Consider the following 16654-nt stretch of genomic DNA (forward strand, 5'->3'; position numbering starts at 1 on the left):
ATTCAAACCGATTTCGATAAAAACTAACTATCAAATATTAACAAAATGAAGACGATAAAATTTTTTGTGTCCCTACTATGTTTAAGCCTTATGGTTTCTTGTATGGAGCAAACTGTGGATACAGTAGAGGTTACTGGTGGTTCCGTTCAAGGATTGAAAGAAAACGGGCTTACTGTATTTAAAGGAATTCCTTTTGCCAAACCACCAGTAGGCGACTTACGTTGGAAAGCCCCAGCACCTGTAGAGTACTGGGAAGGCATAAAAGAGACCAAAGAATTTGGTCCCTCTCCCTACCAACATGGCGAACCACCTGCGGGTAAGAGCGAAGACTGTCTTTATCTGAATGTATGGACACCAGCTCAATCGACCAATGAAAAACTTCCTGTGTTAGTTTGGATATATGGAGGTGGATTTAGCTTTGGATCTGCGGCAGAGCCCGTATGTACCGGTGAGCATTTGGCTCAAAAAGGGGTTATCGTGGTGAGTATTGCCTACAGAGTAGGGAAACTTGGCTTCCTGGCGCACCCGGAGTTGAGCGCCGAAAACCCACAAAAGGTTTCTGGTAATTATGGATTGCTTGACCAGATTGCAGGTTTGCAATGGGTACAAGATAACATTACCGGTTTTGGAGGTGATCCGGAAAAGGTTACCATTTTCGGAGAATCTGCTGGAGGGATTTCGGTCAGCATGTTGTGTGCTTCACCATTAGCCAAAGGCTTGTTCCATGGTGCCATTTCTCAAAGTGGGGGTTCCTTCGGTCCAACCAGAGAGACCACATATCCTGGTGAAAACATGAAGACATTACAAAAGGCTGAAGAAAGTGGAAAAGACTTTTTAGAAGAGGCGAACGTATCTTCCATAGCAGAATTGCGTAAGCTTAAAGTGGAAGAGCTGCCAATAAAACCAGGCATGGGCGGCGCATGGCCTAACGTAGACGGATATGTGATACCCGGTGACCAATACCAGTTGTATCAGGAAGGCAAGTATAATGATGTCGATGTACTGGTAGGTTATAATTCTGACGAGTGTGCATTCTTCCTAACTGCTAAAACCCCCGAAGAGCATATCGCCAGAGTTCAACAACGCTATGGTCAGTTTGCAGACACGTTGCTTTCGGTCTTTCCTGTAGGAGAAAATTCAGTGCCTAAATCAGCTCGTGATCTCACCAGTGCTGCTGCTTTTGGGTGGCATTCTTGGACATGGGCCCGTCTTCAAGCAAAAACAGGAAATTCAAACGTGTTCCTCTATTATTTTGATCAGCACCAAGACTTCCCTAAGGATTCACCAAGGTATGGGTATGGCTCACCACACGGAAGTGAAATTCCCTATGTTTTCATGACACTGGATAAGGAAAACCCTCAAACTGCAAAGGCTGATATAGCCCTTTCTGAAACCATGAGTAGTTACTGGGTCAACTTCACTAAGTATGGTCATCCCAACGCTGAAGGTTTACCCGATTGGCCAAAGTTTACCATGGAAAATCAGCGACTTATGTATCTCAATGAAGAGCCTCATGCATCCGATGTTCCAGATGAAAACGCAATGAAAGTTTTGGATTCATACTTTCAATGGAGATTTACTGAAGAAGGACAAGGTTGGGCAAGACAATAACAAATTATACAAATATCTTGGCGCGCTGTACCTTATAGATTATAGTACGCCAAGATAATTATCAGTTTTAATGTAAAAAATTATAGGTTAACATTATCCTTGATGAACTACTCATCAAATATTTTTTCCATTTCAGCATCTAACTCATCTGCAGTGATTTTTTTTGCTAATATCCCCCCTTCATTATCTAATAAATAAGTTGCTGATAAAACCTGTTTACCAAACCTTTTTAGATTTAATTAGAAAAGAAAAAACCATAAACAAAAGATTAAAAGAATTTAGAGATAAATTATTACTTGATATAATAGAAGAAGATAACCATCTTTTAAACAAGAAATCCTGTCTACTAAAAGAAGAAATTGATAAACTTCCTTTAAGATGTAAATAAATTTTTATGCTTTTCAAACTTAAAGACTTGAAATACAATCAAATAACAGACAAGTTAAACATTTCAAAAAACACAGTTGAAAACCAAATAGGTAAAGCCTATAAAATTCTCCGAAGAAAATTAAAAGATGTTTTTAATCTGTTTTTTAGTGTTCTAAATAGTAGAAAAATTAAAAAATCGTTGTATAGCTACATTCATTTTTAAATCACCATTAAGATTTAGTATAATTTCTCCAAATTACAAATAGCTTAGGTTTTTTACTTTCAACAAGCACTTAAAACCTCTATCAAAAGAGATTACAGTTAAATTTACTTTAATTCTTTAACCTTTATTCGTTTGTTCCAAAAAATGGCGAGGTGTTTTTCCAAATTCAGCATGAAAACACTTTGAAAAATAGGAGTGATTAGAAAAACCAACCATATACATCACTTCTGCAACTGTAAAGTTTTTATTTGATAAATAAGTTGCCGCCTTTTTTATTCTTATAGAACGAATGTATTCTACTGTTGAAAAGCCTGTTAGTTGTTTTATTTTTCGATAAAGTTGTTTCGAAGGAATATCAGCCAATTCACATAACATTTTAACGTTTAATTCTGGATCATCAATATTGTCTTCAATAATTTTAGTGATTTTTCCCAATAACTGTTCATCCTTTGAGATTATTTGAGGTCTTATAGGTGATGCTAATTTTTCAATTCGTACTTTCTTTTCAAAAATTATTCTGTTTTCTAATAATTGATTGACTCGCGAATATAAGATAGAGGCATCAAATGGTTTCGTTATAAAAGCATCAATATTAAGCTCAATACTTTTTAGTTCGGTTTCTTTATCATCCTTAGCTGTAAGAAAAATGGTAGGTATGGTTGATGTTGGTATGTGCTTTTTTAGCCGTTTAGCCATTTCCAATCCATCCATAACAGGCATCATAACATCCGAAATAATAATATCAGGTTTTAAATCCATACAAGTTTTTAAGCCTGTTTTTCCATTGTTGGCAATTATACATCTAAACTCCTGAATAAACGTATTGTATATAAATTCGGCAATAGCCAAATTATCTTCAACTATCACAATTAATGGCTTTTCCCCTTTTCCTTCATCTAATTTGTGAATTATTGAATTTACTTTTTCCTCAGAAGAAATGATTGGCAGAGTAATGGTAAAGGTCGTTCCTTCATTAACATCTGAAATAACAGCAACGCTTCCTCCATGAAGTTCTACGTAGTTTTTTACAAGAAACAACCCTATACCTGTTCCTTCTTGTTTCTTTGTATTATTTGATGATTGGTAAAAACGCTGAAAAATATAAGGCAAATCCTTGGCAGGAATTCCGTATCCAGTATCTGACACCTTAATTTCAACATAATTATTTTTTTCATCCACTTCTATAGTACTGATTATACGATCGCCCGCAGAAGAAAATTTACAGGCATTTGAAAACAAGTTGTTAAAAACAGATTCCATTTTTACCGTATCAATATTAATGGAAACCAAATCAATATTAGAATTGAATATAAACTCAATTTGTTTTGATTTCATCACTTCTTCATGTGCCGAAAAAATGGTTCGGAGAAAGCTTACTAATTCAACTTTTGAAAGAAGCAAACCAATATTTACTTTGCTATCATCGCGGTAATAGGCTATTGCTTGATGTATCAATGCGTTAAGCTTCAATGCATTTTGGTGGGTCATTACCAAAGCACTTCTATCCTTTTCATTTTTTGTACTTTCAATTAACCTACTGAGTGGAGCTATAATTAAACTCAAAGGGGTTTTAAACTCATGTGCTACATCGGAAAAGAAAGCTATTTTATGTTTAGACTGCTCTAGTGTTTTTTCCTTTTCAATCTGCTCGTACTTCATTCTGTTTTTGGAGGTTATAAAAAAGTAAACCCATAAAAAAAATAAAATTATAAATAGCGTGTAAAATGCTTTCGCTAAATGTGTTGTGTACCATGGAGGAGTAATAATAATCAAAAAACTCTTCATTACATTTGCAGGAACACCTTTAGGGCTCATTTTACTAATTGAAATGTTGTAGCGCCCCGGTTTAAGTTTATTTAGTTGAATACTGTTTTCTCCGGATGCAATTGAATTCCAGACTTCTTCATCATTAACTTTATAAATAAATGCTGCACGATTCTCCTCAGAATAAACCAAATTAGAAAACTCAATTTTAATATTGTTTTGATTATAGGGTAGTTTCAGCTCTTCAATATATGAGATGGTGGGTGAATTGGTTTGATTAACATAAGGTTGATTGTTAATTTGAATTGAACTAATGACAATTTTATTCGAAATGATAGGAGTTGGTTTATTTGGGTCTGAAATCCCAATAAAATCATTACCTCCAAGGAGTACTTTATTTTCCTCTTTATCAAAATGAATAGCGGTAAAAGTTTTATTAATAACAGGGATATAATCCGATGAAAGGTTTACTTTGTCTATAATCCAAATACCATTTGTTGTAGATACCCATATTGAATTATTTACTTCAGTCATTGCCAAGACTTCGGTTTTATCAACTCCATCAAAATTGATAATTTTCACCGTTTTACTCGATGGATTAATTCTTGCTATCCCTTGAGAAAAACCAGCCCATATATAACCTTTACTCCCTATTAGCATATAATTTGGAATGATTCCATTTGTATAATGTTTAATTGGAAAATGCTGGATATTCTCCGTTACACTATTAATAACATCGATTCCTGTATTATGGATCAGCGCCCAAATATTGTCATCATTATCAGAAACAATGAAAGCGACATTATTTCCTGACAACCCATTTGTCGTTGAGTAATTCAAATCAGCCTCCGCTGAATATTTATTTGATGACAATTTTTGTTTGTCAATTACAAATATTCCTCCATTAAAAGTTGCAATCCATAGCCTGTTTTGTAAGTCATGTATTAGATCGTAAACCCAATTTGAATTTTGTTTTCTATCTGCAAAGTTGACATAAAACCTAGTAAAACTCTTTGAATCACGATTAAATCTATTAAGACCATAATCTGTAGCAACCCAAAGCGTATGATCTTTGTCCTCAAAAACATCTCTAATATGATTATGAGAAATGTAATTTTGACTTCCACCCATTTTAAAGGTACTGGTATGTTGACTACCTTCTATATTATCTTGGCACATGGTCAAACCATTAGTACCTCCTAGCCAATAATTGTTATAGCTATCTTTATATATGGAATGAAACTGGTTTCCATCACTCGTTCCTGTAATTTCGTAGATTGGTATAATGTTCATATGACTGTATTTAGGAGAGAACGAAAATCCATTATCAGTTCCTAGCCATATATTTTCAGATTTATCTTTATAAACCGACCAAATAACGTTGTTCACCAATGATTTTGGATTTCGCGAATCGTGAAAAATAAACTGGGGGCCGCTTTCATTATAGATACAAAGACCATTATCGGTTCCCATAACAACGTTATTGTTATAATCTAGTGCCATTGATTTTACCACATTAAACTCGCCTATGTATTCGAAAATTTTAGTAGCTGGTGTATATTTTATAAGACTCCCTCCTCGACCAATCCAAACACATTTTCTTAAAGGGTCTTTTAATAAATTATGTATTAGAAAGCTTCCTCCTACTTTCGATGAATCTAATGGTTCGTACTTTTTATTCAACAAACTAACCCTTCCAAATTTTCCGTTTGCACCGAGGTATACATAATTTTCAAATTCAGCTAACGCATAGGTCATTTGAAATTTAATACCCAACTTAGAATCTAATAAATATTCTTTAATTTCTTTGGTTGAAAGGTTATAAATAAATAAGCCTTCGGTACATCCAATCCAAATATCATCACCAATTTGTAAAAGCGAACGAACATCCTGCTTAAATTCCCCAAGAAATGGTTCGAATTCATCAAGGACAATGTTAAAGAGTAAAAGACCTGTTTCTGATCCTAATAATAAATAATTATTGGAAATTTGTATAGCACAATTAATTAGACTTTTTGCACTAGTTAAGCCTTTAGAATGCGGGTAGGTGTTATATCCATCAAAACTAAATAAACCTCCATTAGTCCCAACCCATATAAGTCCTTGCGGGTCCTCAAGAAAGCAACGAACAGAATTCGCTTCAATACTAGGCTTATAATTATCAAACATATGATAGCTATTTGTCTGACCTATTGAAATCAGTGTAAAAACCGTAAAAAGAAAACCCAAAAACGTTCGTAGCATACTATTCATTTAATATTGAGGCGTAATATTAATACTTTGTGTAATTATCATAACAAGCAAAGTTAAATCTAAATCACGATGGAATCAAGTTACATAAATTTCAATTGTAACCATGAATTTAATAAAGTTATAACAAATATAAAGCTAAGTTTCTCATGTATTAAGCAGATATTTAGTGTTATATCTGCTTTGTTTTGTGTGAATTTGCAATATAATATCTGCTAGTCGATTATTATTTACGTCTAAAATATATTCTATTCTGTCCATTCTGTACTTGAAATTTATTTAAAACTGAAATAAATTTGTATTAAGAGCTATTCAGTTTTATAATGTTCAATATGATATTTATTAATTCAAACTATCGAGAGTTTATTACAATCTACTATTCAATGAAAAATCTATCTCTAAAGTCATTAATCATTTTAATCTTCTTCTCAGTTTTTTTGCATGCGCAAACTCCACCTCTTATACCAGAAGGATGGTCTGATGGATATGTCTATGATAATGGTATTCGCGTGCATTATTATCATGCAATACCTGCGCCCGATAAGCCCGTAATGATTATGGTTCATGGTGTAACAGACAACGGGCTTTGTTGGACAACATTAACTCAAGAGTTACAAAAGGAATATAATGTTTATATGCTAGATGCTCGTGGTCATGGCTTGTCTGATCCGTTTACCAATACCGATGATGGCGAAACGCTTGTAAAAGATGTGGTAGGATTTGTAGAGGCAATGAGCATTGAGGATCCAATTCTTGTAGGTCACTCGATGGGAGCAGCAACAGTAATGCGTATTGGTGCCGAATATCCTGATCTTACACAGTCGATTATTATGTTAGACCCTTTCCTAGCATCCTTAAACCCTCGACCACAAAATCAAAAGGCGAAACAACCTGAACAAAACAACAGGAAGCCTGAAACGAAAGCTACAAAACCACAAAAAAGACTTTCTATAAATATGTTTGCCCCCCCTGAAACTCTGGTAAAGCAAAACAACTATAGCTTTGATGAGTTGGTTGAAAAAGGCCATAACGACTTTCCGAAGTGGAATAGTGTTGATATACAATGTTGGGCTTTATCAAAAAAACAATACCATGGACCATATAACGATAATGCATGGAAAGCAATGCATGGAACAATGAATATTGGTGATGCTTTATCAAAAATTACTGTCCCTGCACTTGTATTGAAAGCTGATACGTCTCCCGACAGTCGAAAAATAAATGAAGAAGCAGTAAAAGGATTAAAAGGTATAAAATTGATTCATATTGATGGTGCCGGACATAATCTGCATCATGATGAGTTAGACCGAACCGTGATGGAGATTCAAATATTCTTACAAACAATTAAATAAAAAAATATGAACTCTAATATTCCAAAACTGCTTTTGATAATGATTATGTTTTTAGTAAGCACTTTAGGTCATAGTCAACCTAATTCAAATTCACTCAAAGCAGAATACAAAACAATAACAGTTACAAAAGATATTCCCTATCGTGAGGGAAATAGTGATGCATGGAAACTTGACTTGGCAATGCCTCAAAATTTTGGAGCAACAATACGTCCGGCACTTGTGATTATTCATGGTGGTGGATGGGCTGGCGGATCGAAATCGGTAGATGTATATCAAAAAATGATGGTTGATTATGCCCAGAAGGGATATGTCACCATTAATGTAGAATATCGACTTACTGGTGAAGCAGGATTTCCTGCTTGTATCGAAGATGTAAAATGTGCAGTTCGCTGGTTGCGAGCTCATGCTAAAGAGTTAAGCATTGATCCTGATCGAATCGGTGCCTATGGTCACTCAGCAGGAGCACACTTAGCATTAATGCTAGGTATGGTTCCAAAATCTGCAGGTCTTGAAGGTGATGGAGGTTGGGATGAACATTCAAGTGTAATAAATGTGGTTGGTGCAGGATCTCCTCCAACAGAATTAGGGAGAGATGTTCCAATGGCCAAAAAAGAATGGTGGCCAATTGGTTACATAGCAAAAATTGGTACTCCATTGTTTCTTATTCAAGGAACAAACGATCGCATTGTACGACCTGAATTAACTCGTGATTTTGTTGAAAAAATGAAAGTCGTAGGAGCAAATATTGAGTACCTTGAATGTGAGGGACAACATGGTGTTGCTTATAACGAAAATTTAAGTATTACAGAACCCGCATTGGAAACATTTTTTGCTAAACATTTGAATCCTTAAATTTATACAATTCGGATTTAAATTTATAGATTGAAATTCTAAAATATGAATAAAAAAATTAAATTAATGAATAAAGTATTCCTAGTCATATTATTAGTTGTTACAGGTATCAATCTTTTTGCACAAGATTTTGGTCGCAGAAAAAATATTAATGATGACTGGTCTTTTAATCTGGGAGATGTTCAATATGGTGGACGTGAGAAAATGGATTGTAGCGAATGGGCTACTGTCGATCTGCCACATGACTGGACTGTAAAGCAAAGTGCCAGTTCTGAACTGTCAAGCTGCACAGGCTATCTACCTGGAGGCATTGCTTGGTACCGTAAAAACATCGAAGTCCCAAATACGGAACAAGGAAACAAAGTTTACATTTATTTTGAAGGTGTTTACAACAATAGCGAAGTTTTTATTAATGGAAAATGGGTAGGCAAACGTCCCAACGGATATATTTCGTTTATATACGATTTAACTCCATATATTAAATGGGGAGAATCAAACTCAATTGCTGTACGGGTTGATCACAGCGATGACGCTGATTCACGTTGGTACACTGGTTCAGGAATTTACCGTGACGTGTATCTTGTTTATGCAAACCCAATTCATATTAATTTGTGGGGAGTAGCCTATCAGGCTGAAATCGAAAATAATTCAGCAATAATAACAGTAAATACGACCATCAAAAACACAACCGAGGAGTCAAATCTTAAAATTAAGCACGAACTATATGATGTCGCTGGGCAGCGTGTCGCTTCCTCTTCAAAGGATGGTAGTGCGGTAGCAAAAGGAGTAACACAATTTAACCAAACTTTGAAATTGAAATCTCCTGAGTTATGGAGCATTAATTCACCATATTTATACACACTAAAAACCCTAGTTTACAAAGGATCTGAACTTGTTGATGAAAATAGCATTCATGCAGGTTTTCGAAAAATAGAGTTCGACCCTAATACCGGTTTCTCATTAAATGGTGTCAATACCAAACTAAAAGGCGTATGCCTTCATCATGATGCTGGAGTTTTAGGTGCAGCAGCAACGAAATCAGTTTGGCGTACACGATTAAAAACACTTAAGACTTTAGGTGTTAATGCCATTAGAACAAGTCATAATCCACAAGCTCCTTATATGTATGAATTGTGCGACGAATTGGGTTTTGTGATGATGGACGAAGCCTTCGACGAATGGGAATATCCTAAAAAAAAATGGATTGAAGGATGGAATCGTGGAGAACCAGGTCATCAGGGAACTTCGCAATACTTCAGGGAATGGAGCGTCCGCGACGTACGAGACCAAATCATGCGCGACAGAAAACACCCGTCGGTAATCATGTGGAGTATTGGAAATGAAGTAGATTATCCGAACGATCCATATACACACCCGATTCTTGCTGAAGAAGGCATAAGTCAACAATCTGTAAAAGCCTATCTTGAAGATCATCCAAGTGCCGAGCGTCTGGGAGATATTGCAAAAGAATTAGTTGCTGCTGTTAAAGAAGCTGACAATTCACGTCCGGTAACTGCTGCTTTAGCAGGTGCAGTAATGTCAAACTATACTGACTATCCTTTTGTTCTTGACATTGTTGGCTATAACTATACTGAATACAAATATGACAGTGACCATGAGTTGTACCCCGAAAGAGTACTTTACGGAAGCGAAAACAGACACGATTTGGGAGCTTGGAAATCAGTAAAAGATAAAGAGTTTATATTTGGCCAGTTTCTTTGGACTGGAGTTGATTATTTAGGTGAAGCACATGCTTGGCCATCAAGAGGATTTACGTCAGGTTTACTTGATCTGGCTGGAAACATAAAGCCCCGTGGATATTTCCGTCAATCATTATGGAGCAAGGAACCAATGGTTTACATTGGAACCACCAAAAAAACTGAAAACCCTAACAGAAGGCGTAGGGGGAATCAACTCTCAACCGATGCCCCAAAAATATGGAATTATGAATCAGGATCTAAAATCCAAGTATTATGCTACACCAATTGTGATGAGGCAGAACTTTACTTAAATGCGAAACTCGTTGGCGAACGTAAGTCTTACGATATCGAAACTGGCGTAATAGCTTGGGATGTTGATTATCAAGAAGGTGAACTAAAAGTTTTAGCATTCAAAAACGGAGAAGAAATGGCTACAGACAACATAGTCACGAATACCTTAGCTTCTACTATTAATACTAAAGTAATAACACCAACTGATAACGAACTGATTAGACAAATAAAAGTTGAAATACTTGACACCAATGGCAATCCGTCAATCCTGGCAGATAATGAAATAACTTGTCGTGTTAACGGAGGTGAATTACTAGGAATGGAGAATGCTTCAACCAATGTTGCCGAAAACTATCTTGATAGTAAACATCGTTGTATCAATGGCAAGCTGTTAATATATGTCAAAAAAGAGGAAAACAATACTCCCATATCAGTAAGCTTATCTTCTCCATTATTAAAATCGGTTGAGCTAAAAATTGATTAGTAATACTATAGGCTATCGTGAAAACCATGTGCAAATAAACCTATATCCTGAATACTAAAAAAGAATATATATGAATTTTAAAAAATGTAAAAACTTGTTGTTAATTATTGTTTTGTTGGTCACATCAATATTTATAAACGCACAACCACAACGACCTAAAACAGTAAAATTAGGAGATTTTGATGCTCATGATCCTGTAATGATTAAACAAGATAGTACTTTCTATCTATTTCTTACAGGTGGCGGTATGTCCAAAAGTACCGATTTAGAAAACTGGACAAATTTAAAACGAGTTCCTAGTAAATTGGAATGGGTTACCGATGATATAATCTCTGGATACAGAGGTGGGTTTTGGGCTCCTGATATTCAGTTTCTCAATGACACTTATTATTTATATTATTCGCCATCAGCATTTGCTAAAAACACTTCTGCAATTGGCGTAATGACTAATAAAACCCTAAATCAAGATTCTCCTGATTACAAATGGGAAGATCAGGGAAAGATACTACAATCTATTCCTGGTCGTGATTTCTGGAATGCCATCGATGCAAATGTATACTTCGAAAGAGCTTGGGGAGGAAAGAGTACCGGATGGTTAAGTTTTGGATCATTCTGGGGAGGTATTAAGTTAGTAAAACTTGATTCCACCATGACCGCTTTAGCTGAACCACAGGAGTGGTATACCATTGCTAAGCAAGAACGTACGTTTGGAATGCCTGATACCGACCCAGGAGATGGCACCATTGAAGCACCATTTATTTACCGCAGACATCAATATTACTATTTATTTGTTTCTGTTGGCTACTGCTGCAGAGGATTGGACAGTACCTACGAAACCATAGTTGGAAGATCGCGCGATATTCGCGGCCCATATTTCGATAAAGATGGGGTTCCCATGTATGCTGGCGGAGGTACTTACGTTGCAGGTCCCAACGAGGACTATGCCGGAATTGGTCACTGTGCTGTTTACGATTTCGATGGTAAGACCTGGTTTATTTCTCATGGTTACGATAAAAAAGATCGTGGACGATCAAAACTTGTTGTAAAAGAAATAACCTGGGATAGAGCCGAATGGCCAACAGTCGTTTTTAAGAAAAAGGCTGACGTGAAGGTAAATCCAAATAAAGAAATTGAAGAATAAGGTTATCTATAAAAACACCACAGCATGAAAAAAATGGATTGGCAGGAGTATTTCTTGCCTTAAGCCAACTTAGCTTAGGACGAGTTATAAAAACTGAAGTGATTGATGAACTTTAGAAGCACTCTAAAACTTGAAGCCCGATAACTTAGAAATACGCCTAGTTAAACAATACTATTTTTATTTGTAACGCCGAACCTTAAAAGGATTAAATATTAATACAGATTTGAAAAGTATTGCAGTTTAACTAAAAAAACTAATTGTTTCAATCTATTGCAAAAAATAGGAAAAGACGGCTTTATATTTTTAACTATGAAAATTTTAAGCTTTTGACTAACTAAATTAAATCTAATAAAATGAATAAGTTGTTTAAAACTGTATTATTAACTTTTATTTCGGTTTGTTTAAATACACATCAGGTATTTTCGAGTGATTGGGTGAACTTTAACAAAGATTGGAAATTCACTAAAGGAAATCCGGAAAATGCAAATTCGGAAAGTTTTGACGACTCATCGTGGGAAAATGTAAAAATCCCACACGACTGGGCAATAGCTGGTCCTTTCGATCCCGATGGTAATGGAGGCACCGGAAAATTGCCATGGCAAGGCGAAGGTTGGTATCGTAAAACCTTCGAAGTAAATGCCGAAGATCAGGGAAAAGTTGTTTATGTGAAATTCGACGGCATCATGTCGTCTCCTAAAATTTATGTGAACGGAAAACTTGCAGGAAAATGGGATTATGGTTACAGTACTTTCTACCTTAATATTTCTGACTTTGTAAATTTCGGAGAAGAAAATACCATCGCAGTTTATGTTGATACTCGAAATCACGGAAGCCGCTGGTATCCGGGTGCAGGTATGTACAGAAAGGTGGAAATGATGGTATGTAACAAGGTGCATAAAGAAATTTGGGGGTCCTACATTACAACACCCGTTGTTAAAGAAGCTTACGCCGAAATGCGTGTATTAACCAACATTAAAAACCTTGAGAATGAAGATAAAAAAGTTACCGTACTTACAACAGTCATCAGTCCTGAAGGAAAAGAAATTGAACATTTCAGGACTCGGGAAAGAATAGTTTCTCCAAATGGATCACGAGAATTTGATTCCTGGATGACCATCACTCGACCCAATTTATGGGATCTTGAGAACCCGATATTGTATACACTAAGAACCGATGTATTAATCGATGGTGAGCTTGTAAACTCTGATGAAACTCCATTTGGTTTCAGATCATTTGAATTTACTGCCAACGATGGTTTTTTTCTGAATGACAAACATGTACAAATAAAAGGGGTAAACCTACATCACGACAACGGTCCCCTTGGTGCAGTTTTCAATAAACGAGCAATGGAACGCAAACTCGAAATTATGAAAGAAATGGGGTGTAACGCCATTCGAAATAGTCATAATATATGTGCTCCCGAATTGATTGAACTATGCGACAAAATGGGCCTGCTAGTATTTAATGAAGCATTTGATAAATACGACAACAAAGCCGATATAACGCCTGAAACCAATTTCTACGAATTTGGCGAACGAATCATTAAAAACTTCGTTATGCGCGACCGCAATAACCCCTCGGTAATTATTTGGAGTATTGGAAACGAAATGGGCGATATTCAGGGTAATGCCAATTATGGATTACAAAGGTTGGCTGCAATGGTTGGTTTTGTGAAACGTTTCGACATCACTCGCCCTGTAACAATGGTTTGCGATCAAAATCAAAATGCCCACTGGCGACATTTCGATTATTACGATATCCATGCATACAACTACAGTCAGCGCTGGTTGCCGGCTCGCACAATGGCACCTGATAAAAGTGTAATCATTAGCGAATCGGCATCAACCGTTAGTACTCGCGGATATTACGATTTAAATATTCCTAAAGATTTCTTTGAACCAATAAAACAACGAAGCAGTAGCGATTATCATAGCAATATCCCTAAATCTGAAGATTCTAAAAAAGTACCTGTAAGACGAAACAGAAATGTAACAGCTGATAATGCTTATTTTGTTAACAATGGAAGAGAAGCACGAAGAACACAAGTAAGCTCATACGATGTCGAAGCTCCTTGGTGGGCCGAAGTTTTAGATGATGACTTTTTGTGGCAGGAAAACGACAGCTATATAGCTGGAGAATTTGTTTGGACAGGCTTCGATTATTTGGGTGAACCAACACCTATTAATTCTGCACGCAGTTCTTACTTTGGAATCGTTGACCTTTGTGGAATGCCAAAAGACCGCTTTTATCTTTACCAGAGTTATTGGCGCCCCGATTACGACATGGTTCACATTCTACCGCATTGGAATTGGAAAGGAAATGAAGGAGACACTATTCCTGTATTTATATATACCAATGGCGACGAAGCTGAATTGTTCTTAAACGGAAAATCGCTGGGAAAACAAGCAAAAAAAACACAATCGTTAACTTCTAAAGAACGTTACCGCTTAATGTGGATGAATGTTTTGTATGAATCAGGAGAATTAAAAGCAGTGGCTTACAAAGAGGGAAAAGTGATTGGTGAAAAAATTATCAATACTGCAGGTGAACCTTATGCAGTAAAATTAACCCCCGACCGAAGCATAATTGATGCTGATGGTGAGGATTTAAGTTTCGTTATGGTAGAAGCCTACGATAAAGATGGAAACCTTTGCCCATTGGCCGAAAATAAAATTGACTTTGAAGTTACAGGAGCAGGAGAAATTGTAGCCGTTGGAAATGGAAATCCTCAATCCCTTGAACCTTACATTACCAACTATCGAAAGCTTTTTTATGGTAAAGCAATGTTGATCATCAGATCAAAAGAGAATGTTGAAGGAAAAGTAAATGTACTAGCAACTTCAGACGGACTGAAAAAGGCTAAAGTTGAATTAAAAACAGAATTGTAAAATTAAAAGTAAGCTAAATAAAAAATAAAATTCTTTCATTATGAAAACCTCAAATTTCAAAATCCCTAAAATAATTCTTGCTGTGCTTACCATTTTATTTATGGGTGGAATATGTGCTTCAGCACAAACGAACAATATTAAAAACGACAGTTTTTGGAATACTCAAAACGGGGACCCCATTTACAGCCAGGGTGGCGGTATTTTTCAATTTCCACATCCCGAAACTGGAGAAATAAAATACTTTTGGTATGGTGTACATTACAAAGAGGCCGAGCTTTACCGAGAAGATTATTCTACAACACAACCTCGTAATTCTTTCGAAGGTGTGACCTGCTACTCCTCTACCGATTTAGTTAATTGGAAAGCCGAAGGTCATGTATTAAAAAAAGAAGAAGTCTTTGATGGCTCACAACGAAGTTGGGGATGGCTGGGTCGTATGGGAGTCGCATATGTAAAAGAAACTAATCAATACGTATTGATAATTCAATACAACTCAAGTGTGCTTTTTGCTGTTGCAGATTCACCTTTGGGACCATTCAAGAAGCAACACCGAAAAGACATGACAAGTTGGATTGGAACTCCAAACACAGGAGACCAAACCGTATTTACCGATACCGATACCGAAAAATCTTATTTGGTTTATAGCTATGGAAAAGGACGAAATAAAATTTACATTTCCGAGATAGGAATAAAAAACGACTCCATAACTTTATTAGACTACAAACAGGTTTTTAAAGGGGCTGGTCGTGAAGGAAACTGTATGTTTAAATACAAAGGCAAGTATTATATTGCAGCTTCACAGTTATATGGATGGGATGGATCATTGGCTTACTACTTAGTATCCGACGATATTATGGGACCTTATCTCCCTACCAACGATATGCAGGTAATTCCAGGTGTAGAAGATGATTATGCCCACATTTCACAAACCGGATTTTTTGTCACAGTTAGAGGAAGCAAAGAAGAAACTGTAGTTTTCTGTGGTGATCGTTGGGCCGATTTTGCCGGAAATGGTTTAGGCTATAACCAATGGTGCCCGCTATCGTTCAATGGCGATGTGCCTTATTTTAACTCGCTCAATTCATGGAATCTTGATGCCGAAACCGGTGAATGGGAAGTGGCAGACGACAACAACTGGGTAAACAACGCCAGCTTCGAAGCCGACAGAAAAGAAATGCCAAGTTCCAAAAAACCCGTACAAACCCGATTAAGAGGTTGGGAAACCACAATCATACAAGGTACCGAAGTTTCACTAGAGCCAAATTCGCCAAAACTAAATCATGCAAATACCGAAGAAGAACGTAAAGTAGTAATTGGCGAAAGAAGTTTGAATATGAGCGATCAGGTTGACTTTACGCGTCAGGTGCACCAGGTTATCTCTTCATCTCCGCACGTAGAATTTCCAAATGCTACTTATACTCTTACTGCAAAAATTAAAAACAGTGGCAATTTCAATAAGCTTGAAATGTATGCTAAATCGGGTAAAAAGCATTTCAAGATAACTGTTAAAGAAGAAAATGATAACTGGGCAACCATTACTCTCGAAGGAATTAAAGTTAAAGATAACGAGGTTGAAATTGGTTTTCTTGCCGATGGAAAAGCTCGCGCTTTCTGCCTAGTTGATGATGTTACTTTATTAAAAGCAAATTAATTATTAACAATAAATCGTAATCTTATACAAAGACTCTAAATATTAGGAAGTAAAATAGCAATATCAGAAAAAATTATA

General features: G+C 36.2%; 9 protein-coding genes. 8 read left to right on the forward strand and 1 reads right to left on the reverse strand.

Annotation, left to right across the window (positions count from 1 at the left end; genetic code table 11):
* The first annotated feature begins 45 nt into the window (after positions 1 to 45).
* Positions 46 to 1611: a carboxylesterase family protein gene (locus RHP49_01575; protein WNH12955.1), complete on the forward strand. Its 1566-nt coding sequence runs from the start codon at positions 46 to 48 to the stop codon at positions 1609 to 1611.
* 199 nt (positions 1612 to 1810) lie between these two features.
* Complete coding sequence (locus RHP49_01580; GenBank protein ID WNH12956.1) at positions 1811 to 1999, forward strand: hypothetical protein; 189 nt, start codon at positions 1811 to 1813, stop codon at positions 1997 to 1999.
* Positions 2000 to 2320: 321 nt separating this feature from the next.
* Here the strand turns inward: RHP49_01580 and RHP49_01585 are convergent, their stop codons facing one another.
* Entirely contained in the window at positions 2321 to 6136 is a 3816-nt protein-coding gene (locus RHP49_01585) for an ATP-binding protein (protein ID WNH12957.1), read from the reverse strand.
* 464 nt (positions 6137 to 6600) lie between these two features.
* Here RHP49_01585 and RHP49_01590 point away from each other — a divergent pair, with 464 nt between their 5' ends.
* The 6 genes from RHP49_01590 to RHP49_01615 all read left to right on the forward strand — a co-directional run bounded on the left by RHP49_01590 (position 6601) and on the right by RHP49_01615 (position 16576).
* Positions 6601 to 7569, forward strand: a complete 969-nt coding sequence (locus RHP49_01590) for an alpha/beta hydrolase (GenBank protein ID WNH12958.1) — start codon at positions 6601 to 6603, stop codon at positions 7567 to 7569.
* Between the two features lie 6 nt (positions 7570 to 7575).
* Positions 7576 to 8421, forward strand: a complete 846-nt coding sequence (locus RHP49_01595; GenBank protein ID WNH12959.1) for an alpha/beta hydrolase — start codon at positions 7576 to 7578, stop codon at positions 8419 to 8421.
* A 66-nt stretch (positions 8422 to 8487) separates the two neighbouring features.
* The gene (locus RHP49_01600; GenBank protein WNH12960.1) at positions 8488 to 10896 is read left to right on the forward strand and encodes a glycoside hydrolase family 2 TIM barrel-domain containing protein; all 2409 of its coding nucleotides are present in this window, start codon (positions 8488 to 8490) and stop codon (positions 10894 to 10896) included.
* 70 nt (positions 10897 to 10966) lie between these two features.
* The gene (locus RHP49_01605; GenBank protein WNH12961.1) at positions 10967 to 12037 is read left to right on the forward strand and encodes a family 43 glycosylhydrolase; all 1071 of its coding nucleotides are present in this window, start codon (positions 10967 to 10969) and stop codon (positions 12035 to 12037) included.
* Between the two features lie 353 nt (positions 12038 to 12390).
* Complete coding sequence (locus RHP49_01610; protein ID WNH12962.1) at positions 12391 to 14925, forward strand: glycoside hydrolase family 2 TIM barrel-domain containing protein; 2535 nt, start codon at positions 12391 to 12393, stop codon at positions 14923 to 14925.
* Between the two features lie 40 nt (positions 14926 to 14965).
* The gene (locus RHP49_01615; GenBank protein WNH12963.1) at positions 14966 to 16576 is read left to right on the forward strand and encodes a family 43 glycosylhydrolase; all 1611 of its coding nucleotides are present in this window, start codon (positions 14966 to 14968) and stop codon (positions 16574 to 16576) included.
* Positions 16577 to 16654 lie beyond the last annotated feature (78 nt).

Source organism: Flavobacteriaceae bacterium HL-DH10 (genome assembly GCA_031826515.1).
Lineage (GTDB): Bacteria > Bacteroidota > Bacteroidia > Flavobacteriales > Flavobacteriaceae > Thalassobellus > Thalassobellus suaedae.